The sequence below is a fragment of the Asticcacaulis sp. P2_C5 genome, from assembly GCF_056404555.1.
In genome coordinates, this window is the sequence record NZ_JBFUDU010000005.1 from 191,094 (window position 1) to 214,575 (window position 23,482).

Below are 23,482 nucleotides of genomic sequence, written 5' to 3' on the forward strand. Positions count from 1 at the left end.
GCGGCGTGGGGCTGCCGGATCCTTGTGGCATAAGGCAACAGGGACGTATTATGGTCGATTATAATGGCAGTGGCTCCAACGACACCCTGAGCGGCACGTCGGAAGACGACAACATCCGCGGCAATGGCGGCAACGACCAACTGTCAGGCAGCGGGGGCGACGACAGTTTCATTTTTGCCGTCGGCGACGGCAATGACGTGATCATCGTCCAGGACTTTGACGCCGGCGACCATGACGGCATCGTTATCGAAGGCGACCTGACCCTCGACGATGTCTGGATGGAACGCGTCGTCAGCTACGATCCCTATTACGGCTACTGGCATAACGACCTGGTCATCCATTACGGCGACCAGGGCGACAGCATCACCCTGCGCTATCAGTTCCGTAATGACGCACTGGGCTCCACGGCGTGGAACTATATCCGCAACCTTACGGTCGGCGGCGTCACCTACGACATGGCCGACGGCCTCAACCTGCGCGGTGACGGCAATGGCCAGGAGATCCTCGGCCAGAACGGCGACGACACCATCTCGGGCCTGGGCGGCGGCGATAATCTGTACGGCTATGGCGGCGACGACTCGCTCGATGGCGGCGCCGGCAACGATAACCTGTACGGTCACGGCGGCAACGACACCCTGATCGGTGGCACGGGCAATGACCAGCTGAATGGCGGGGCCGGCAATGACCGTTTTCTCGTCTCGGTCGGTGATGGCGCCGATGTGGTCAATGTCCAGGACGCCGACGGCACCGACATCGACGTGGTCGAGATCCTGGGCAGCCTGACCCTCGCTGACGTCTGGTTCCAGCGCACCTATTCCTACGACCCCTATTATGGCTACGGCTATAACGACCTGACCATCCATTACGGGCCGAACGACGACACCGTCACCCTGCGTTACCATTTCCGCAACCAGATGCTGGGCAGCTCGGCCTATAACGAGATCCGCACCCTCGTCGTCGGCGGCCAGTCCTACAGCCTGACGGATGCGCTCAATTTGCGCGGGACAGATAACGGCGAGGACCTTTTAGGCACCGACCAGAGCGATACCCTGACGGCGCTGGGCGGCAATGACAATATCTATGGCTATACCGGCAATGACCTGATCGACGGCGGCGCGGGCAACGACAACCTGTATGGCCATCAAGGTGACGACACGATCACCAGCGGCACGGGCAATGACCAGATCTATGGCGGCACGGGCAATGATCGTTTCATCTTCCACGCCGGTGACGGCAGCGACATTATCAATGTCCAGGACGCCGCCGGCACCGACCAGGATGTTATCGAGATCCTGGGCGACCTGACCATCAACGACGTCTGGTTCCAGCGCACCTTTTCCTACGATCCCTATTACGGCTACGGCTATAACGACCTGACCATCCACTATGGTCCCGACGACAGCACCCTTTTGCTGCGCTACCATTTCCGCAACCAGATGCTGGGCAGCTCGGCCTATAACGAAATCCGCACCCTGATCGTCGGCGGTGTCGAATACAGCCTGACCGACGCGCTGAACCTGCGTGGCAGCAATGACGGCGAAGACGTCATGGGCAACGACCTCAACGACACCCTGGTGGCGCTGGGCGGTAACGACAATCTCTATGGCTACGAAGGCGACGACGTCATGGACGGCGGCGCCGGCAATGACGGCCTGTACGGCTATGCCGGCCAGGACACCCTGACCGGCGGTACGGGCAATGACACCCTTTCGGGTGGAGCGGGCACCGACCGCTTCGTGTTTACCGTCGGTGACGGCCAGGACCGCATCGACCTGACCAGCGGCGGCGCGTCGGATCACGAAACCATCGAAATTTCCGGCACGACTTTTGCCAGCATCTGGCTGGAACGCGCCTTCACCTATGACCCCTATTACGGCTACGGCTATGGCGACCTGATCATCCACTATGGCGACCAGGGTGACACGCTGCGCCTGGTCAGCGAATTCCGCAACCAATATACCGGCACCAGCAACTACAACATCATGTCGGACATCGTCATCGGCGGCGTCCATTACGACTTTCTGACCCACCTGAAGCTGCGCGGCAGCGACAGCGCCGAAGACGTCCTGGGCTGGAGCGGCAACGATACGCTGCAGGCCTTCGCCGGCAACGACAACCTGTACGGCTACGAGGGCAATGACAGCCTGGACGCCGGCGCAGGTAACGACGGCCTTTCCGGCCATCAGGGCAATGACACCCTGGTCGGCGGTACCGGCAACGATACCTATTACGGCGGATCGGGCAATGACAGCTACGTCTTCAATGCCGGCGATGGCCAGGACCGCATCGAGGCGCAGGACTATGCCGGCGGTGATGTCGACACGATCGTGCTTGAGGGCGATTTCACACCCGGCGACCTGTGGGCCGAGCGTATCTATACCTATGACAACGTCTTCGGCTACGGCTGGTTCAACCTGTTGCTGCACTACGGCGCAGGCGACGATTCCATCTATATTATCGGCCAGTTCCGCAACGAACATAGCGGCACGACCAACTATGGCGAACTCGACGCCATCGTCATCGGCGGCACGACCCATCACCTGTCCGACGGACTCCATTTCCGCGGCAATGACAGCAATAACGATGTCGTGGGCGCCCGCGGTGACGATACGGTCGAAGGCCTGGCGGGCAACGATAATGTTTACGGCCAGGACGGCGACGACACCCTGATCGGCGGTCTCGGCAACGACACCCTCTATGGCGGCACCGGCACCGACGTCGCCCTGTATGACGGCCAGGCCTCCGACTACACGGTGATCACCGACATCAATACCGGTATCATTACCGTCACCGACAACCGCGTTCACTCGCCCAACGGTACTGACGTCCTGCACGATGTCGAACTGGTCCAGTTTGCCGAACAGGACGCCTCGACCGGTTCGGTTACGCGCATCGGCAATGACGGCAACGACACCCTGACCGGTGGCGACTACAACGATACCCTCTATGGCTATGCCGGCAACGACGTGCTGAGCGGGCTTGGCGGACGCGACGTCGTGGTGGCCGGTGACGGCGACGACAGCCTCGACGGCGGCGATGGCAATGACAGCCTGTATGGCGGCGACGGCAATGACAGCTTTGCTACCGGTGACGGCGACAACTACGTTTTTGATACGTCCGGTGCCAGTACGGTCACGGGCGGCCTCGGCAATGACAGCATCCAGGCCTTCGGCACGATCGACAGCGGCGCGGGCAACGACACGATCGACGCGTCCGGCGGCACGGGCAGCCAGATACTGACCAGCGGCGACGGTTCCGACTCGGTCAAGGGCGGGCTGGGCGATGACTCGTTCAGCGGCGGCACGGGCAACGATTCGATGGACGGCAGGGCCGGCCAGGACAGCTTCGATGGCGGCGACGGCGCTGACTATATCTATGACGACTCGGGCCGCAGCACGGTTTCCGGCGGGGCCGGCAATGACAGCATCTGGGCGGCGGGCGATCTCCAGGGCGGATCGGGCGACGACTATCTCGACGGCGCCTACTATAACGGCAGCGGCCAGACCACGGGCGACAACCTCGATGGTGGCGACGGCAATGACACGCTTTTGGCCAATACCAACAACAGCGCCGGCGCCAATACGCTGAGCGGTGGCGTGGGTAACGACAGCCTGACCGGCGGTGGCTATATGGACAGCCTGCTGGGCGGCGACGGCGACGACACCGTCGTCGCGGGCGCGGGCAATGACACGGTCGACGGTGGTCTTGGTCTGGATATCGTCCGGATCTCAGGTAATCGCGGCGACTTCACCCTGACGCGCGACGAACTGACCGGTGTCATTAACCTGGTCGACAACCGTGCCGGCTCGCCCCAGGGCACGGACAGCATCGTCAACGCCGAGGTCCTCCGCTTCAACGACCTCGACGTCACCTATGAAGGCCGCGTCATCACCGGCACCGAATCCGCTGAAACCCTGGATGGCTCGATCGCCAATGACACCATCACGGCTCTTGGCGGCAACGACTATGTCCGCGGCAATGGCGGTGCGGATTCCGTCGACGGTGGCGATGGCAACGATTCCGTCTATGGCAGCTATCAGAACGACAGCTTCGCCGGGGGCGATGGCAATGACTATCTTGCCGGCGACCTGGGTAACAACAGTTTGTCGGGTGGAGCGGGCCAGGACAGCCTGTATGGCGGAGCGGGCGATGACACTTTCAGCGGCGACGACGGCAACGACTATATCGCCGCCGACTACGGCCACAACAGTGTCAGCGGCGGCATTGGCAATGACACCGTCTATGGCTCGGGCGCGCTGGATGGCGGTGACGGCGACGACTATCTCAATGCCGACTATGCGGTCACCTTCGGCGCCTCGATCACCGGCGGTGCGGGCAATGACTATCTGGTCGCCACCCAGAACAATACAGGTTCGGCCGACACCCTGGATGGCGGCGCCGACAACGACACCCTGGTCGGCGGCAACTATGGCGACCAGCTGTCGGGTGGCGCGGGCAATGACCTGATCTACGGCTACGGCGGCAACGACACGGTCGACGGCGGTGACGGTATCGACGTCTTCCGCGTCAGCGGCAGCCGCGCCGACTATACCATCATCGAAGACCCGGACACCGGCGCCATCACCCTGACCGACAATCGCGCCGCGCCGAACAATGGCAGCGATGCTCTGACCAGCATCGAGGTCATCCGCTTTGACGACCAGGACGTGTCGTACCAGGGCCTGAGCCAGACCGGCTCGGCCGACGGCGATACAATGGACGGTTCGGCGGCCGGCGATACCCTGGACGGCGCCGGCGGCAATGACGTCATCAACGGCCTGGGCGGGGCCGACAGCCTGCTGGGCAGCGCCGGCGACGATACGCTGGATGGCGGCGGCCAGGGCGATACGCTGGATGGCGGCGCCGGCAATGACAGTCTCTCGGGCGGAGCAGGCAACGATACGCTGGGCGGCGGCGCGGACGACGACCGGCTATACGACGTCACGGGCCGCAACAGTTTCGACGGCGGGCTTGGCAACGACACCCTCGAAGGCGCCGGCACCCTGGCCGGTGGCGCGGGTGACGACGTCCTCACCAGTGGCGACCAGGCGGACTCCCTGTCGGGCGGCGATGGCAACGACAGCCTGACGGCCAATGGCGGCGACGATACGGTCGACGGCGGCGCGGGTCGCGACACCCTGTATCTCAGCGGCAATCGCGCCGATTTCAGCCTCAGTGTCGACAGTTTGAGTGGCGCGGTCACCTTGACCGATCTGCGCGACGGCTCGCCCTATGGCAGCGATGTCCTGAACCACGTCGAACTGATCGCGTTCAACGACGGCTATGTCAGCCTGGCCGGCAATACGGGCGAAACCTTCCCGGGTACGGTCTTCTCCGATACCCTGACCGGCACGATCGGCGACGATACGATCAGCGGCAATGACGGTGGCGATATCCTCTCCGGCGGCATTGGCAATGACAGTCTGTCGGGCAACGACGGCCAGGATACGGTCTCGGGCCAGGACGGCGACGACCAGGCGTCGGGTGGCCAGGGTAATGACTACCTGTATGGCAATGCCGGTCACGACAGCCTGTCAGGCGACGCCGGCAACGACACGGTCGAAGGTGGCGCCGGACGCGATACGGTGTCTGGCGACGAAGGCGACGACGTGCTGTACGGCCAGTCGGGTAATGACAGCCTGGCCGGCGGCGACGGCAACGACAATCTCAACGATTCCGAAGGCTCGAACAGCTTCGACGGCGGCTTGGGCAACGACACGCTCACCGGCACCGGCGATCTTGGCGGTGGTGACGGCAATGACCGGATCACGGTTGTCGCGGGTTCGGGCCATGGCGACGCCGGCAACGATACGGTAACAGGCAGCGGTGGCGCGGAAACGCTCAGCGGTGGCGCCGGCGATGACAAGCTGATCGGCAATGGCGGCGGCGATGCGCTGGATGGCGGCGACGGCAATGACCTGCTGTACGGCGATGCCGGTCTTGACGGCGACGATACCATCACCGGCGGCACCGGGTACGACGTCGCGGTCTATAGCGGTAATCGTTCCGACTACACGATTGCCACCGTGGCCGGCGTGACCACGGTCACCGATAACCGCGTTGGCGCACCGGAAGGTACCGACGTCCTGACTAACGTCGAACTGCTGGTCTTCGACGACGCCGAATTCGCCATTACCGCAACCACGACCGGACAGGTCGTCATCGGCAGCGGCGCGGACGACGTCATCCCGGGCGTGGCGCCCTATGAAAACCTCGATCTCAACGGCAACGATACCTTGGACGGCGCTTCCGGCGGCGACCACGTCTATGGCGGCGCCGGCGACGACGTTGTTCTTGGCCGCCTGGCCAATGACGTGCTCAGCGGCAACTATGGCGACGATACCCTGATCGGTGGTTCCGGTGACGACACCCTTCTGGGCGCCAGCGGTGAAGACGTCCTGTACGGCAGCGACGGCTCGGCTGGCGGCTATAGCGACGATGCCGATGGCAACACGGATGGTCATCCCGACTTCGACCGCGACAGCCTCGATGGCGGCGCGGGCAATGACACCCTTTACGGCGGCAATGGCGAAGACCGCCTTACCGACTCCGTCGGCATCAACCACCTCTATGGTGGCGATGATGCCGACGTCCTGATCGGTACCGGCACGCTGGAAGGCGGAGTCGGCAATGACAACCTGACGGGCAGCGGCCTGCTGTTGGGCCAGGAGGGCGACGACGCCATTACCGGGGCCGGCACGCTGGATGGCGGTATCGGCAATGACAATCTCGGCGTCTATGCCGGCGCCATCGGCTACGGTGGTGAAGGCAATGATGTGCTGAGCGGCGTCTCGCCCTATGGCGGAGCTGACGGTGCGCAGACCTTTGTTGGAGGTGTCGGCAACGACACCATCTACACCAATTACGGCGACGACACAGCTTCGGGCGGTGACGGCAATGACGCGCTGGACGGTTCTTACGGCAGCGACAACCTGTCGGGCGACGCCGGTAACGACACCCTTACCGACCTTTTCGGAACCAATACCCTGGCTGGCGGCGTCGGCGACGACGTTCTCACCGGCGGTTACGACAATGACACCCTGCTGGGCGGCGACGGTAACGACCTGATCATCGAGCGCGACGGCGCCGACTCGATCGACGGCGGCACGGGCGACGATACGATCGCGGCCGGCAACGGCAACGACAGCATCGATGCGGGCGACGGCTATGACGTCGTCGTTTTCGGCGGCAATCGCCTCCAGTACAGCATCGTCGACAATGGCGCGGGGGGCTACGACGTCTATGACAACCGCGGGGCGGGCGGTCATGACATGGTCTCGGGCGCCGAGGTGCTGCGCTTCGTCGACGCCGACCTGACGGCGGCGACCAACAACGCCGGTATCATCCTGGGCGCCGATGCCGACGGCCAGCCGGTCAGCGGCACGGCGGGCGATGACCTGTTCACGGCCGGGGCGGGGGCCGACACCTATCTCGGCGGCGCCGGCAACGACATCATGAATGGCGGCACGGGCAGTGACGTGCTCGACGGCGGCACGGGCTGGGATGTGCTGGACGGTGGCGCCGGCAGCGATACCCTGCAGGGCGGCGCCGGCGAAGACACCCTGTCTGGCGGCGACAATGCCGACAGCCTCGATGGTGGCGACGGCAATGATGTGGTCAGCGGCGGCGCGGGCAATGACACCGTATCAGGCGGGGCGGGCAACGATGTGCTGGCCGGCACGTCTGGCAACGACTCGGTCGACGGCGGCCTGGGCAATGACACGATCACAGGCAATGGCGTACTGCGTGGCGGTGATGGCAACGACCGGATCGATGGTTCGGGCAATCTGTCGGGCGAGGCGGGTAACGATCTGCTCATCAGTTCGACCAACGGTTCCGACGCGTTGGATGGCGGCGCGGGCGACGACACCCTCTATGTCTACAACACGGCAGCCCAGGGCGCAGAAGGTAACGACACCCTGTACGGCAGCGACTATCGCACCGGCAATTCGGGCAACGAATATCTCGACGGCGGTCTCGGCAACGACGCCCTGTATGGCAATGCCGGCAACGATACCCTGGTCGGTGGGCAGAATGACGACACGCTCGTCGGCGGTACCGGCAACGATATCCTGTATGGCGGTTCCGGCTCCGACAAGGCCTATTTCAGCGGCAACATGTCGAGCCATACCACCACGGTCGATGACGACAACCATGTCCGTATCGAAAGCGCCGACTATGTCGTCACCTATACGGTCGATGACGACGGCTTCGTCGTCGGCGGCGCCCTGGTCTATGACAAGCGCGGCAGCGACGGCAGCGACGTCCTCTACGGCATCGAACGCCTGGTCTTTGCCGATACCGAACTGGAACTGCGGCCCTATAGCAATGCCGGCCTGGCGCTCAACGGCACGGACGGCGACGACATCATCATCGGCGATATCGGCAACGACACCCTGACGGGTTTTGAAGGCAATGACCGCCTGTTCGGCGACGACGGCAATGATTCCCTGCTTGGCGGCGTGGACAATGACGTCCTGTCGGGCGACAGCGGCGCCGATACCCTGATGGGCGGCGACGGCCTCGACCACCTCTATGGCGGCGAAGGCGATGACCGCATGGATGGCGGCGCCGATGACGACACGATCGACGGCAGCCATGGCGGCGACAGCATCACCGGCGGCGTCGGCAATGACATCGTCACGGCCGGCAGCGGCAATGACACGGTGGCGGGCGAAAGCGGCAATGACACGGTCGAGGCCGGCACCGGTACCGACGCCATTTCCGGCGGTGACGGCGACGACTACCTGACCAATGCCGAAGGTGGCACTTTGTCAGGCGACGCCGGAAACGACTATCTCTATGGCTCGGGCACCCTGTCGGGCGGCGCCGACAACGACATCATCTTTGCCCACAATCTGGGCCAGGGCGATGCCGGCAACGACACCCTGTACATCAATGGCGGCGGGACGGGCGAAGGTGGCACGGGCGACGACGTCCTGGCCGGCTGGAACCCCTATGCCTATGTCGACGGCAGCCAGACCCTGTCGGGTGGCGACGGCAATGACACGCTCTTCGGCAACGGGAACAACGATTCCCTGGCGGGCGACGCCGGCGGCGACGTCATCAGCGGCGGCCAGGGCAGCGACACAATGGACGGCGGTGCCGACAATGACACCCTGTCCGGTGGTCTGAACGACGATACCCTGACCGGCGGCGCGGGCGACGACCTGGCGACCTGGGGCGCCACGCGCCTCTACTACTCGGTCATCGCCGATGGTTCCGGCGGCTATATCGTCGTCGCCAATCGCAGCGACGAAGGCCAGGACGCGCTTAACGGCGTCGAAACCGTGGTCTTTGCCGACCAGACCTTCGGCCTCAGCAGCGGTACGGCGGGCGCCATCCATACTGGCGCGACCGGTCCGGACAGCCAGAGCGGCGGCGTCAATGACGACAGCCTGGTCGGCCTGGGCGGCAGCGATACCCTGGTGGGTCTGGGTGGCAACGACATCCTCCGCGGCGGCGATGGCAACGATTCGCTGGACGCCGGCGACGGCTATGACGTCGTCTATGGCGATAGCGGCAACGACCGGGTCAGAGCCGGCAACGGCGAAGACCAGGTCTATGGCGGCGCGGGCGATGACACTGTGGCGGGCGACGCCGGCAACGACAGCCTGACCGACAGCGACGGCGCCAACAGCCTGTCCGGTGGCGACGGCGACGACCAGATCTTCGGCACAGGCGAGCTGCATGGCGGGTTCGGTGCGGACGTCCTGTCGGGTACCGGCACCCTGTCCGGCGACGTCGGCAACGACCAGATCAATGTCTATGGCGCCTCGGTTGCCATGGGCGGTGACGGCAATGACAGCATCGCGCAGGTCTGGCCCTACGATTCCAACCAGTTTATGGACGGCGAAGCCGGCAACGACGTCCTCAGTGGCGGCAATGCGTTCGACACCCTGTACGGTTCGGATGGCGACGATACGCTGAGCGGCGGTGGTGGTGACGACTCGCTGGCCGGCAATACCGGCAACGATGTGGTCAGCGGCGGCTCGGGCTATGACGTCATCGACGGCGACACCGGCAATGACAATCTCTATGGCGATAGCGGCGATGACCGGCTCAACGGTGGCCTGGGCAGTGACAGCTTCCATGGCGGTGGCGGCAATGACCGCGTCTACGGTGGCGGCGCTTCGGAGGAATCGCCTGACATCGCCTATTACAGCGGCAACCGCAACGACTACACGGTGGTCGAAACCAATGGCCACATCGTGGTCACCGACAACCGCGGCGGCAGCCCGGAAGGCGAAGACACACTCTACGGCGTCTATACCCTGGTCTTTGCCGATGGCGACTATATCGGTACGCCCAACTTCGGCTACAGTTATGATGGATCGGTCCATAACGACACCATTTCGGACCATTCGAGCAGCGAGGTCACCTCGTCGCGACTTGGTTCGAACGACGTCAGCTCCGGCGACGACACCATCCATGGCTGGGACGGCAACGACTATATCAATGGCCTGGCGGGCAGTGACGAAATCCACGGCGACGACGGCAATGACACGGTCGACGGCGGTACCGAACCCGACCTGATCTATGGCGACGCCGGCGACGACATGCTGAACGGCGGCGACGAAGACGACCTGGTCTCGGGCGGCGATGGCAATGACGGCATCACCGGCGGTGGTGGTGAAGACTACCTGACCGGCGGGGCGGGTACCGACAACATTTCCGGCGGCGACCAGGACGACCTGATCCAGGGCAATGACGGCAATGACAACCTGACCGGCGATTCCGGTGCCGACACGATCAGCGGTGGCGATGGCAGCGACAGCGTGACCGACGGCGTGGGCAGCAACGTTTTGCATGGCGACGACGGCAACGACACCGTCGCGGGTTCCGGCGCGCTGTACGGCGATGGCGGCGAAGACACTGTGAACGGCACCTCGGGCAACGACAGCCTGTATGGTGGCGACGACAATGACAGCCTGTCGGCTTCCGGCAGCATCAACCGTCTCGACGGTGGAACGGGCAACGATACCCTGTCCGGCGCCGGCACCTTGCTTGGCGGCGAAGGCGACGACGCTATCGAGGCCAACGGCGCGGGCTCCGACGAGATCGACGGTGGCGCCGGGACCGACAGCCTGAACCTGGCGGGTAATCGCGACGATTATTCGATGGTCCTGCTGGGCGACGGCACCTACGCCCTGGTCCGTCATGACAACCTCGCGGTCGACCATTTTGCCAATATCGAGACCCTGACCTTCGATCATGAAGCAGCCGTGATCATGGGCGGCTATGTCGTAGATGGCACGGCCTATGACGACAATCAGCCGGGCACCAGCCTGGATGACTCGATCACCGGAGGCGACGGCAATGACACGGTCAGCGCCGGCAATGGCAACGATCTGGTCTATTCCGGCAATGGCGATGACACGGTCGATGGCGGCTATGGCAATGACCGCGTGGAAACCGGCGAAGGTAACGACACCATCACGGTCGGCGACGGCGATGACACCGTCCTGGGCGGCGGCGGCCAGGACACGATCGACGCAGCTAATGGCAATGACGTACTCGACGGCGGCTCCGGCGACGACACCATTGTCTCCGGCTCCGGCAATGACACGACCGACGGCGGCGACGGCGCTGACGACCTGTATGGCAATGACGGCAACGATGTCCTGAACGGCGGCTTCGGCAACGACCAGCTGCTGGGCGCCGAGGGCGACGACACCCTGGCTGGTGGCGATAACAACGACGCACTCGACGGCGGCAATGGCGACGACAACGTCACCGGCGGCGCGGGCAATGACAACCTGTGGGGTCATGCCGGCAATGACGTGCTGAGCGACACTTCGGGCGCCAATAACCTCTATGGCGGCATCGGCAACGATACCCTGGGCGGCGCCGGCGTTCTGAACGGCGAAACGGGCGACGACGTCATTACCCTGATCTCGGGCACGGCCTCGGGCGGCGACGGCAACGATACGCTGAGCGGCTCGGGCACTCTGTCGGGCGGCAATGACGACGACAGCCTGACCGGGGCCGGCAGCGACGACAGCCTGGACGGCGGCACGGGCCATGACACGGTTTCCGGCGGCGCGGGCAGCGATACCCTGCTGGGCGGGGACGGTAATGACGTGCTCACCGGCGGCCTGGGTAATGATACGCTCGATGGCGGCCTGGGCAGCGACACGGCCGTCTATGGCAATGTCCGCGGCCAGTTTACCATCGCTGCCGACGGCCTGGGCGGCTATGTCGTGGTCGACAACTTCCCGGAAAATGGCGATGAAGCGACCGATCACCTGAACGGAGTCGAATATGTCCGCTTCAACGACATCACCGTCGACTTAGCTACGGCGCATATCGGCGTCATCATCGACGGCAGCCTGATCAATGATACCCTGACCGGCACGTCCGACAATGACAGCCTGCGCGGTTTCGGCGGCGAAGACAGCCTGTCGGGCCTCGGCGGTAATGACCTGCTGGTCGGCGACGACGACAACGACACCTTGGACGGCGGCGACGGCGACGATCGTCTCGACGGCGGCTCGGGCCACGACCTGCTGATCGGCGGCCATGGCGCCGACACCTATTATGTCGACGACGCCGGCGATGTCGCGGACGAACTGACCGGCCAGGCTGTCGACGACGGCGCGATAGACCTCGTCATCTCCGAGGTCACCTTCACCCTCGGCGCGCGGATCGAGAACCTGACCCTGGATGGCCCCGGCGCCATCGACGGCACGGGCAATGCCCTGGCCAATCTCATCACCGGCAATGTCGGCAATAACGTCCTGACCGGTGGCCTGGGTGACGACTCAATCGACGGCGGCACGGGTAGCGACACTGCTGTCTTCGCTGGCAACAAGTCGGCCTACCGAGTTACCGAATCGGGCGGGGTCTACACCGTCACTGGGGCCGACGGCCGCGACCAATTGACCGGCATCGAGTATCTGCGCTTCGACAATGGCACCTTCGCCATCGCCGGTACGATCGAGCAGGCACCGGTCGCCCATGCGGCCAACGCCGCGGGTCCGATAAACCACAGCCTGTCGGGCACGGTCACGGCGAGCGACGCGGAAAACGACCCGCTGACCTTCGCCATCGTCACCGGGCCAAGCCATGGCACCCTGACCAGTTTCGACGTCCAGACGGGTGCCTGGGTCTACACGCCTGACACCGGCTATTTCGGCGGCGACAGCTTCACCTTCCGCGCCAATGACGGCGACTATGACGGCACGGTGGCGACCATCACCCTGTCCATCGCTGCCGCCATCACCGGCACGCCCGGCAATGATGTCCTGACCGGAACGTCGGCGGGTGAATATTTCTACGGCCTCGGCGGCGACGACAGTATCAATGGCGGCGCAGGTAACGACAGCATGTTGGGCAGCTCGGGCAACGACACCTATATCGTGGCGCAGACCGGCGATGCAGTGATCGAAGACACCGGCGAAGGTATCGACACGGTCCTGTCGTCGGTGACCTTCACCCTGGGCGCCAATGTCGAGAACCTGACCCTGACCGGAACTGCCAATCTGCGCGGCACCGGCAATGCGCTCGACAACGTCATCACCGGTAATATCGGCGGCAACAGCCTGTTCGGTCTCGACGGCGACGACACTCTGGATGGCGGCGCCGGTGTCGATACCTTGATCGGCGGCCTCGGCGACGACACCTTCCATGTCGACAGCCTCTCCGACGTCATTCGCGAATACACGGGCGAAGGCAGCGATACCGTCCTGGCCGGTCTCAGTCTCTCGCTGGCGGCGCTTGGCGCCATCGAGAACCTGACCCTCGAAGGTACCGGCGACTTCACCGCTACCGGCAATAACCTCGCCAACCTTCTGACCGGTAATGCGGGCGCCAACCTGATCGATGGCGGCAGCGGCGCGGACACCCTGGTCGGCGGCGCCGGCGACGACACCTATATCGTTGACCGCTCCACTGACGTGATAACCGAACTGGCGGCGGGAGGCAGCGACGTGGTCATGGCTGCATCGACCTACGTCCTGTCGGCCAATGTCGAGACCCTGGTCCTGACGGGTTCTGGCAATACGCGCGGCACCGGTAACGGTGACAACAACAGCCTGACCGGCAATAGCGGCAGCAATCTGCTGAGCGGCCTGGGCGGTAACGACATAATCGATGGCGGTGCAGGCGCGGACAGCCTGTACGGTGGCCTGGGTGATGACAGCTTCTATGTCGACGACACGGGCGACCAGGTCCGCGAATACAGCGGCGAGGGCAACGACACTGTCTATGCCTCGGTCTCCTTCGCGGCTGGCGGCAGCTATGTCGAGACGATCGCCCTGACCGGCAGCGCCGATATAGACGCCACCGGCAACACCCTGGCCAACACCCTGTCCGGCAATGACGGCAACAACCATCTCGACGGCGGTGCCGGCAGCGACTCGATGGCCGGTGGCGCAGGCAATGACAGCTACTATGTCGACAGGATGACCGATATGGTCACCGAACTGGATAGCCAGGGCAGCGACACGGTCTATGCCGCGGTCAAGTATGCCCTTAGCGACAATGTCGAAAACCTGGTCCAAACCGGCGTTTACGACCTGCGCGGCCAGGGCAATGCGCTCGACAACCATCTCACCGGCAATACCGGGGCTAGCCTGCTCTATGGCCTGGAGGGTGACGACGTCATCGATGGCGGGGTGGGTATCGACAAGATGTATGGCGGCCTCGGCAACGACAGCTACTTTATCGACGACGCCAGCGACGAGGTTCACGAATATAAGGATGAAGGCACGGACACAGTCTATGCCAGCGTCTCTTATTCGATTACGACGATGGTGGAAAACCTGGTCCTGACAGGCTCGGCGCTCAACGCGACCGGGAATAGTCTGGGCAACAGCATAACCGGAACCGCCGGTAACAACCTGATCGACGGCGGTGGCGGCTACGACACAATGGCCGGTGGTCTCGGCGACGATACCTACATGGCCGATCGCGGCGCCGATGTTGTTGTCGAACTGGCCGACGGCGGCACTGACACGGTCATCGCGCTCAACTCCTATACCCTGGCGGACAATGCCGAAAACCTGGTCCTGATCAGCACCGGCAATATCGCCGGGGCAGGCAACAACCTGGATAACGTCATCACCGGCAATACGGGTAATAACCGCCTGACCGGTGGCGGCGGGGCCGACCATTTCGTCTTCGGGCTGTCGAGCGGCCTCGACCGGGTGCTGGATTTCTCGGCCGCCCAGGGCGACATGCTCGATATCTCGGCCTATACCCATGGCGTCGATCACGGCGGCGGCGTCACCCTGACGACCTCGGGCGCCAATACCCTGATCGACCTGGGCGGCGGCAATGTGATTACGGTCGTCGGCATCAAGGCCGACAATGCCGGCCTGCTGAGCCACATCATCTGGTAACCAGGGGCGCGCCCCTGGACCCGGAATCGCTGCAGCGCTGACCAGCGCGGAATCCACTGCGAAAGCGGTGGGTTTTGCGTTATTACATCCATGTGATTGGCTTTCGGGGGCTTGCGGCGGTAACTGCGCTTTCTGGATCGTGGCCAGCAGCCGGCATTGGAGACGAAGATGGGACTTTTTGAAGAAGCCTTGGGCGCCATGGAGGGCGGCAAGTTCGACGGTATTTTGTCACAGGCCGCGGGCGCCCTGGGCAATGGCGGATTGCAGGACGTGGTCGCGAAATTCCAGCAGGGCGGCATGGGCGAACTGGTCCAATCGTGGATCGGGACGGGCGCCAACCTGCCGGTGTCGGCCGATCAGTTGCACGCGGTCCTTGGATCGGACACACTGCAGAAGCTGGCCGGTCAGTTCGGTATCGATGCCAGCCATCTGCCGGCCCTGTTGCCGGAAATCGTCAGCCGCCTGACGCCGAACGGCCACGTGCCGGATAATCTCGGCGATGTGCTGAGCAGTCTGGGTGGCAGTGAAGGTGTGGGCGGTCTGATCGGCGGCCTTTTCAAAAGCTGACAGAATATTGCAAAGCGGGCCGGCCACGATGCTTTTCATGGCCGGCCGCCATACACACGGCGCAAAATTGACACAATTGTGCCATATTTGACCTAACATCGGTCATCTTAACCGTATAAAATTTCCATAAAGACAGAATATTTTTGCGATAGTTAGCGCTATCACGGGAAAAAATTTCGAAAATTTGAAATATTTAATATATTTTCGCTCAACCGGCTCAAATATCGCTGGTATTACAATTACATGACAGATTTTTGCAAAAAAGTGGTAGCGGGCTAAAGTCTAGCTTTCGTCACATTCAGACTTATAATTACACTCAACAAGACTTGCGTTTGTCTCCGGTTGGCGTGTGTGTGTTTGCCGCTCGTACAGAGACGTTAGTAGATTACCTGTATTCACGCCCATGCCCAAAAAGAGAATGATGGCTAATTCCTCCCCGAATGTGGCCTCGCGTCTGTATGCCCTGGCTGTCGCACGCGACACCGCCAATCTTGTCGACGCTGATGCCGCCCTGGCCCTGGCCCGTGCCTCGACCCGCACCCTGATGGCGTTGTCGCCGCAGGCTGCCCAGTTGATGCGCAGCTTCGCCCAGGAAGAAATCGACCGTTTGTCGATGGACTGCACCGAAGAGGCCCAGGGCTCGATCGCCCTGATTCAGGACGCCCTGACCATGGCGTGACCTGATTATGGTCCTGCAACAAAAAAAGCGCTCCCGACAGGGAGCGCTTTTTTCATGGAAGAGACAGGGTCAGTGGGCGTCGTCGGTCTCGGCATCGCCATTGCCCAGCGAACGGACGAGGTCGAGGACCTTTTGGCGTTGCCGGCTGCTGCGAATGCGCGGGAAGGCGGTCGCCAGCTCTATGCCTTCGGGTGTCATGAGAAGGTTTTGTGCGATCTGTTGCGCATCGGCTTCCGTGGCTTCGGAATCGACTTCCGTTCCGCCGTAGCCCTGGAAGAAATAGTCCACGGGCACCTTCAGGGTATGCGCGATGTCATACAGTTTCGACGCGCTGATGCGGTTGGAGCCGCGTTCGTACTTTTGCACCTGCTGGAAGGTGAGGCCTATGGAAACCGCCAGATCCGTCTGGCTGAGGCCCATAAATTTGCGCCGTGTCCGGACGCGGCCGCCGACATGAACGTCAACAGGATTGGGGGCATTATCTTCGCTTGTCATGAACTCATTGTCTTTCGTTGCGCAACCCTGAGAAGCGACAACAACTTTCGGATGTGCGCTCGTCGGTTTTATCAGCATATAAGGGATGGTATGATGATAGAACGCGAATCTATGCAAACAAATATGCGGAAAACAAGATGAAAATCGCCCGTCGATTGAAAATTTTCTTGTGCTTTGATCCAATTATTGCGGCTCTGCTACCCAGACAGCCAGATTTATGCTTAATGGAATCGGGGAATTAACAGGTATTTCCGTGGTGGCCTACGCGCCGGGGGATGGGCCAAGAGACTGGACCAAGGGACTGGAAACGCGCCATGCAGCATAGTGATCCCCTCAAGGATATCTTTCCATCACTTACGCATGACGATGTTCGCCTGATGGGCAGCGAACTGACGCAACTGCGAGCCATGGTTGGCCGTGGTGAGGCGGTGGTCATGAACGGTGCGCCCGTGGCGGCATGGTGGGGGTTGTGTATCGCTCTGGGATCCCTTTGGACCGCCTTCGAAAATTTCGGCCTGTTGCCGGTGGTGGCGGTGGCGCCGCTGGAGTTGCTGGCCGGAGGGATCGGCATGCTGATCCTCAAGCGATGGCTGAAGTTGGAGAAGGTGCTGAAATTCTGGCGCAACGAAGCCATTTCCACGGCGTGGTTCGTCGGTGTGATCTCCATTCCGATTTTTGCCGTGGGCACGATCTTTCGCAAGGTGATCGATCTGTTCCTGATGTCGGGCTATGAATGCATCATTTTTGCGCTTGTAACGGCCGTGTCCGCCACGGCCAGTCACAATCGATGGTTGCTTTTCCCGGCCGGAGGGTGGATGCTGACAGCTGTGGCCATCCTGTTCGTCGCCGATGAACATTGGCGGCCTTTCCTGTTTTCCTTCGGGTGTCTGGCTTTTATGACAGCGCCTTGTGTATATTTGTATCTAGCGGACAAGAAGGCATAATGGCATGTGCGGCAGAGTGTGCGGGCGTGCGATGGGCCGGCGCGTAATGGGTAGACTGAATCTGGTATGAGCCTTTATCAACCGACGCAAATCGATGATGTCATCCATGGACGCAATCGCTTCCTGGTCCTGACCGCCCTGTCGAACGAATCTTCGATGGAGTTTGTCGAACTGCGCGACCGTTTGGGCCTGCAGGATGGCAGCCTGCATCTGGCGCTGAAAAAGCTTGAAGAGGTGCGTTTTGTCGAACTGGCCAAAGGACGCAGCGATGCCGGACGCAGTCGGACAACCGTCAAGATTACGTCAAAAGGGCGCAAGGCCTTCTACGCCTATCTTGACGAACTGAAGGAACTTATGGCGACCATTCCCCATGAGGATCGTCCGCCGACGGAAGAGTAGTCACTCGCAAAAAATATTTTTTCCAGGCCAATAAATAAAATAGATACAGCTTGTTATTCAAAGTATAGTGTTATCATATTACCGTATTACTTAAATTATTTAAGTTCTTAAGCTTGATAAGTTAATCGATTGCAGATAGGTTAACCATGCCGGTCATTGGTGGCTGGTTACAGTGAAGGGGACTGGATATGGCTGGATATTTCGAAATCGTCGAACTGGACGGAAGCGCTGATGACGGGCTGCTCGGCGGGTACGATCTCTGCTGTTGCTGCCTGTAAACTGCGGGGCGTTTCCCGGTCGAGAGGGGGGAAACGCCTTTTTTCTTCAGTGCGGATCTTGAAGGCTATCTGGGGGCCATTCCATGGATACGGCGAGACTGGTCATCGACCCTGCGGTCGATATTCTTGAACATGACGATGGGACAGTGCGGTTTCGGGCTCCGGGCAGCGATTTTGCCATGCGTGATCCAGTGGGGCTGGTGCGCCGTGTAACGCGGCAATGCCGCGAAGGTGCCACCGGGGACGCCCTGGTGGCCTTGTCGACCGAGCCGGACGAACGGCAGGCCGTGGAGGCAATGGTCGGCGTCCTGTGCCAAAGACGCATCCTGACGACAGATACGCACTGCGCCACTCAGGAGCCGCTGGTCGAGTGGCTGCGCCATTATGCCGGCGTCCAACGAACCTCGGTTCTGCCCGACATGCAGATAGAGGGAAACGGGCGTCTGCACGCAGCGCTGACCCGCAGCTTGCGTGGCGCCGGTTTCACGGTTCGCAACGAAGATGAGCTGAATGCCGGTAAGGTCGCGGCCTGCAGGATCGCGGCCTGTGACCATGCCAATATGGACTGGCTGCGCGAACGTAACCGGACGGCCGTGGTACAGGGGCAGGCCTTCCTGCCGGTATGGCTGGACCGGTCCAGCGTGCATTGGGGGCCGATGATCGTGCCGGGCTCTACGGGCTGCCTGGAATGTGCCTGGCATCGCGGCCAGGCCTTGCAGCGGCAAGGTTTTGTGGACATCGCTTGCGAAACCGCCGGATCGTCGGCCAGTAGTCCTTGTCTCGCAGAGTTTGCCGCCCTCCTGGCCGGAACGGAGCTGTTACGCTGGGCCCTGGGCGCGCATGTCGATACCGAGATCGGCATGGCGTGGTGTTTCGACATGCTAAAGATGAACTTTTCGGGGAGCAAGGTCCTGCGGCTGCCGCGTTGTCCGGTCTGCGGCTCAGTATGTGGGGACGCGTCATGAAAATCGCCGCGGCTGTCGGCGCCTTTTCGCGCGAGTTGGTCAGTGTCATGGAGCGGGCCGTGTCACCGCGCTATGGCTTGATCGAGCGTATCGTCGAGGAACCACCCGCCCGCGAAGGCCTCGGCATCCGGCTGGCCCATGCGGTTATTGCCCCGCCGGCCTATTTTCGGGCCAACCGGCGCAGTACCGTCCGCACGATCGAGCGCGGCACAGGCGCTGCCTTTGCGCGCCAGCCCGCCTGCTGGGCCGCCATCGGGGAGGCGCTGGAACGCTATGCCGCGTCGATCTACTGGCCCGACCAGTTGGTCACGGCCAGTGCCCGGGCTCTCAACGCGCCGATACTGGATCTGGCGCGGCTGATCCGCCCCGGGCGAAGCGACGTCCAGGCCTATTGTCCGGAGTCACCGCGGGCGTGGACGCAAGGTGTCGACCTGATGCACGGCCATGCGGTGATGGTTCCGGCGGCCATGACCTGGCTCGGCTACGTTCCGGCCCAGGACGGCGAAGTGATCTGCCAGAACGACTCGACCGGCCTGGCCTGTGGCAATACGACGGAAGGGGCGTGTCTCAGCGCCCTGTGCGAAATGATCGAACGCGACGTCTTCGCCAGCTTCTGGCTGCTGCAGCGCAAGCCGCCGCGTCTCGATGCCGCCACGGCATTAAGCCGGCTGGACCTGGCGGTGCGCCGGGCGTTGACATCCGATCGGCTGTCCGTGCGGCTGTATCACCTGGCCCGGAGCTGCGGCGTCCATGTGGTGATGAGCGTCGTAACGTCCCAAACCGGGCATGGCGTGGTGTCGGCGGCGGCTTCGCCGTCGATAATCCGCGCCGTCGAAAAGGCCGTGTGCGAGGGCCTGTACAGTTGGACAGCGTCGGGGCGCGATATGTCGCGGATCCAGGAGGCGCGCGATATCCGCCAGCCGTCGGACCACCTGGTCTATTACCGGCCGCCGGAACGGTTTCGGATCGTCGAGGGCCTGCTGGATTCGCCCGACCGTGTCGTGCTCGACGACCTCATCCGTGATCCCGTGCCAGCCCTGCGCGACATCGTTGCAGCGCTGAACAGGGAAGGTTTTTCGCCGGCGATGGTCAATGTCACGACGGCCGACGTCGAAACGCTGGAGATGCAGGTCGTGCGCGTTGTCGTGCCCGGACTACAGCCGCTTATCTTTGGGGCCGACTGCGTAGGCGTGCCGCATACGCGTCGCCTGGCGCAGTGGCGGCGGGCCTGGGGCCTGGGTGACGGGCCGCTCAATCCGCATCCCCATCCGTTTCCGTGAAGGGCCGATCATGACGCTGAACACCCAGACCTTGATACCCCTGGCGCTTCACCCCAGTAGTTTTGATCTGGAGGCGCACGTCCACGAACAGGTCGAGATTACGCAGGAACTGACACGCTTTCACCGCGCCGATATGGATCGGCGCAAACGCCGGATCGCCCAATATCTGCGCGACCCCAGGCACATCCACAGCGCCCTTGAACTGCGCCGGCCCGGGGCATTCGATGTTGTAGAGCCGCTGCCCGAGGTCGAGGCGTGCGCGACCTGCCTCGGTGATGGTCTAGGCGCGGTCCTGGCACAACGGCGCTCAGCGCGACGGCGCGATCTTGGCGGAACGATAGAGCGCGATCAACTGAGTGCGCTGCTGGCCCTGGCGGCAAGGACCAATGCAAAGCAGCCTGTACCGGGTGTGGCTGACGCCGCTTTTGACCTGCGCCCCTATGCCTCTGCCGGAGCGCTGTATCCGTGTGAGATCTATGTCGTGCAGCCGGGGTGCGCCGCGCTGCGTTACGACGCCCGCACCCATAGTCTGGTCGACTATGGCGCGCCGGTTGGGGATTTCGCGGCGGTGGAGGCGGCGAAGGATGTGACAGCGCCGCCGTGCGCGTTCATCATTACGGCCGTTCTGGCGCGGACCATGACGAAGTACGGCGCGCGCGGCTACCGTTTTGCCGTGCTTGAAGCTGGTCACATCTGCCAGAACCTGCTGCTGGCGGCGACGGCGCTGGGCCTGCCGTCCCTGGCCTACGGCTCATTCTATGACGCGGAACTGGAGCGGCTGCTGGCCGTCGATGGTGCCGACGAGGCCGTTGTCGCCGTGGTTCTGGCCGGCGGCGGTGCCGCAAGACCTAATTCATAAACCGGGGAATTTTCTATGAAGACGTCTGAACAATCGGATCCGGATGAAGGCGGCACCACCGCCTCGGCCACCGCCATCCTTGACCTGCTGCGCCACGTCCAGGTCCTGGCCAGGGAGGCCGGCATGGTCGACATGGCCGTAATTGTCGAGACCGCTTTCAGGCGCTGCGTCGATATCCATGTCGCGAAAATGCGGCGGTCCATCGACGACTCGACCGTTCGGGGACCGATGCAGTAGGCGGTCCGTTCCAAAGCCGGGCTGAATATTAAGATTGCCTAGTGGCGGCCGGCGGAGTCATATTATGTGACGACGGACATCAAGACGTGTCGGGGCATCAAGCGTGGCGGGGCATCAAAACATGGCGGGGCACGACCCATTCAAGGATCTCATTCCCAAGCCGACAGCGGACGATCTCTACCTGATGGGCGACGAATTAAAGGAGCTCAGCCAGCTCATTCGCCGCAATGACGAGGTCGTTATCTCCGGCGGTCCGGTCATCGCGTGGTGGGGTTTTGTCAGCGCCCTGGCCGGTCTGTGGAACTTCTCGGCCCAGATTATTGACCTGCCCGACCTGCCTATATTCATTATCAATGGCCTGGCGGGCTATATCGGCAGTTTCGTTATCGTCAGGGTCATGGGAACGGCCAAGATCCTGAAACAAGAGTTCCAGGCGATCACTGCCGTGTGGACGGCCATATGTCTCAGCATGCCGGTTCTGGTCGGCGGGATGATGTTTCGCCATGCCGCCGAGCCCGTGGTGGTGAGTGGAATGCAAAGCCTGATGTTCGCCAGCGCCATGGGCGTGACCGCCATGGCCAGCCGCAAGACATGGCTGCTGATTCCGACCTGGGCATGGGGCGTCGTGGCCGTCCTCTTCTTTTTCGTGGTCGACAACTTCTGGCGGCCTCTGCTGTTCGCGTCGGCATGCCTGACTCTGCTGACCACGCCAGGTTTGCTGTTCTGGGTGGGCGCACGCAGGGCCGTCCGGTGAGTTCGCCTGATCCCTCCCGCCTGAATGAGATTGTCCACGGCCGGACGCGGCTGAGCATCCTGACTGTCCTGGCCAATGTGTCGGTGATGGATTTTGTCTCATTGCGCGATCAACTGGGCTTGTCCGATGGCGCCCTGTCTGTGGCCATCAAAAAACTCGAAGACGCAAAACTGGTCAAGACCTCGAAATTTCATATCGACAACAAGAGTCGCACCTCGATCCAGCTGACGGCGCGTGGCCTGAAGCAACTGCACGACTATCTGGACGCCTTGCGCGCGATTATCGATGCCGTCCCCGAGGTGACAAAGGACCACGTAACTCGCAGTAAAAAATAAATTTTCCTATTGTTTTTACTATATTAAATTTAGAATTTGCGGTGTTATAATGACGCTAAACTTTCATTTGAAAAGTTCTTTGACTTGAAAAGATTTTCGGCTTGGGATAGGCTCACAGGGCTGGTTTTCCGGCACGCCTGAAACCAATGGGCGTTTCCTGGTTCTGGGGGGCAGGGGGACGGGCAACGCCCGGCGCAGTCTGCGGGCTGCGGATAAAAAAGACGGACGCTTCCCGGTCGAGTGGGGGGAAGCGTCCGCCTTTTTGTTGTTTTTGGTTATTCAGGACGGATTAGAGCGCAATCCGATAAAGTGGACGCCACTTTTCGGTTAAATTGCGCGACAAAAC

12 protein-coding genes are annotated in these 23,482 nt (G+C 62.3%); 11 read left to right on the top strand and 1 reads right to left on the bottom strand.

Features of this window, described 5'->3' with window-relative positions:
• The first annotated feature begins 50 nt into the window (after positions 1-50).
• From AC1DXO_RS10735 to AC1DXO_RS10745, 3 genes are all read left to right on the top strand, one after another.
• Complete coding sequence (locus AC1DXO_RS10735; protein ID WP_476978133.1) at positions 51-15,344, top strand: beta strand repeat-containing protein; 15,294 nt, start codon at positions 51-53, stop codon at positions 15,342-15,344.
• Between the two features lie 168 nt (positions 15,345-15,512).
• On the top strand, positions 15,513-15,911 hold the full coding sequence (locus AC1DXO_RS10740; RefSeq protein ID WP_476978134.1) for a YidB family protein: 399 nt from the start codon (positions 15,513-15,515) through the stop codon (positions 15,909-15,911).
• Between the two features lie 421 nt (positions 15,912-16,332).
• Positions 16,333-16,590, top strand: coding sequence for a hypothetical protein (locus AC1DXO_RS10745; protein WP_476978135.1), 258 nt, complete (start codon positions 16,333-16,335; stop codon positions 16,588-16,590).
• A 69-nt stretch (positions 16,591-16,659) separates the two neighbouring features.
• On the opposite strand, the gene AC1DXO_RS10750 is transcribed toward AC1DXO_RS10745, so the two are convergent.
• A complete protein-coding gene (locus tag AC1DXO_RS10750) occupies positions 16,660-17,085 on the bottom strand; it encodes a helix-turn-helix domain-containing protein (protein WP_476978136.1) in 426 nt (141 codons plus the stop codon).
• 314 nt (positions 17,086-17,399) lie between these two features.
• On the opposite strand from AC1DXO_RS10750, the gene AC1DXO_RS10755 reads away from it, so the two are divergent.
• From AC1DXO_RS10755 to AC1DXO_RS10790, 8 genes are all read left to right on the top strand, one after another.
• The gene (locus tag AC1DXO_RS10755; protein WP_476978137.1) at positions 17,400-18,029 is read left to right on the top strand and encodes a hypothetical protein; all 630 of its coding nucleotides are present in this window, start codon (positions 17,400-17,402) and stop codon (positions 18,027-18,029) included.
• Positions 18,030-18,095: 66 nt separating this feature from the next.
• Positions 18,096-18,428, top strand: coding sequence for a transcriptional regulator (locus tag AC1DXO_RS10760; protein ID WP_476978138.1), 333 nt, complete (start codon positions 18,096-18,098; stop codon positions 18,426-18,428).
• A gap of 361 nt (positions 18,429-18,789) precedes the next feature.
• Positions 18,790-19,671, top strand: coding sequence for a TOMM precursor leader peptide-binding protein (locus AC1DXO_RS10765; protein WP_476978139.1), 882 nt, complete (start codon positions 18,790-18,792; stop codon positions 19,669-19,671).
• Entirely contained in the window at positions 19,668-20,951 is a 1,284-nt protein-coding gene (locus AC1DXO_RS10770; RefSeq protein ID WP_476978140.1) for a YcaO-like family protein, read from the top strand. Before AC1DXO_RS10765 ends, AC1DXO_RS10770 begins: the two co-directional genes overlap by 4 nt.
• A gap of 10 nt (positions 20,952-20,961) precedes the next feature.
• Positions 20,962-21,810 (top strand): SagB/ThcOx family dehydrogenase, encoded by an 849-nt coding sequence (locus AC1DXO_RS10775; RefSeq protein WP_476978141.1) that lies wholly within the window; start codon positions 20,962-20,964, stop codon positions 21,808-21,810.
• 15 nt (positions 21,811-21,825) lie between these two features.
• Entirely contained in the window at positions 21,826-22,047 is a 222-nt protein-coding gene (locus tag AC1DXO_RS10780; protein WP_476978142.1) for a hypothetical protein, read from the top strand.
• A 121-nt stretch (positions 22,048-22,168) separates the two neighbouring features.
• Complete coding sequence (locus AC1DXO_RS10785) at positions 22,169-22,801, top strand: hypothetical protein (RefSeq protein WP_476978143.1); 633 nt, start codon at positions 22,169-22,171, stop codon at positions 22,799-22,801.
• Positions 22,798-23,136 carry a transcriptional regulator gene (locus AC1DXO_RS10790; RefSeq protein WP_476978144.1) on the top strand — a complete coding sequence of 113 codons (339 nt, stop codon included), beginning with the start codon at positions 22,798-22,800 and terminating at the stop codon, positions 23,134-23,136. Before AC1DXO_RS10785 ends, AC1DXO_RS10790 begins: the two co-directional genes overlap by 4 nt.
• Positions 23,137-23,482 lie beyond the last annotated feature (346 nt).

What these genes read in the sequence shown, in the direction of transcription:
- AC1DXO_RS10735 (WP_476978133.1), top strand. Translation starts at nt 51, where the DNA reads ATGGTCGATTATAATGGCAGTGGCTCCAACGACACCCTGAGCGGCACG.
- AC1DXO_RS10740 (WP_476978134.1), top strand. Translation starts at nt 15,513, where the DNA reads ATGGGACTTTTTGAAGAAGCCTTGGGCGCCATGGAGGGCGGCAAGTTC.
- AC1DXO_RS10745 (WP_476978135.1), top strand. Translation starts at nt 16,333, where the DNA reads ATGGCTAATTCCTCCCCGAATGTGGCCTCGCGTCTGTATGCCCTGGCT.
- AC1DXO_RS10750 (WP_476978136.1), bottom strand. Translation starts at nt 17,085, where the DNA reads ATGACAAGCGAAGATAATGCCCCCAATCCTGTTGACGTTCATGTCGGC.
- AC1DXO_RS10755 (WP_476978137.1), top strand. Translation starts at nt 17,400, where the DNA reads ATGCAGCATAGTGATCCCCTCAAGGATATCTTTCCATCACTTACGCAT.
- AC1DXO_RS10760 (WP_476978138.1), top strand. Translation starts at nt 18,096, where the DNA reads ATGAGCCTTTATCAACCGACGCAAATCGATGATGTCATCCATGGACGC.
- AC1DXO_RS10765 (WP_476978139.1), top strand. Translation starts at nt 18,790, where the DNA reads ATGGATACGGCGAGACTGGTCATCGACCCTGCGGTCGATATTCTTGAA.
- AC1DXO_RS10770 (WP_476978140.1), top strand. Translation starts at nt 19,668, where the DNA reads ATGAAAATCGCCGCGGCTGTCGGCGCCTTTTCGCGCGAGTTGGTCAGT.
- AC1DXO_RS10775 (WP_476978141.1), top strand. Translation starts at nt 20,962, where the DNA reads ATGACGCTGAACACCCAGACCTTGATACCCCTGGCGCTTCACCCCAGT.
- AC1DXO_RS10780 (WP_476978142.1), top strand. Translation starts at nt 21,826, where the DNA reads ATGAAGACGTCTGAACAATCGGATCCGGATGAAGGCGGCACCACCGCC.
- AC1DXO_RS10785 (WP_476978143.1), top strand. Translation starts at nt 22,169, where the DNA reads ATGGCGGGGCACGACCCATTCAAGGATCTCATTCCCAAGCCGACAGCG.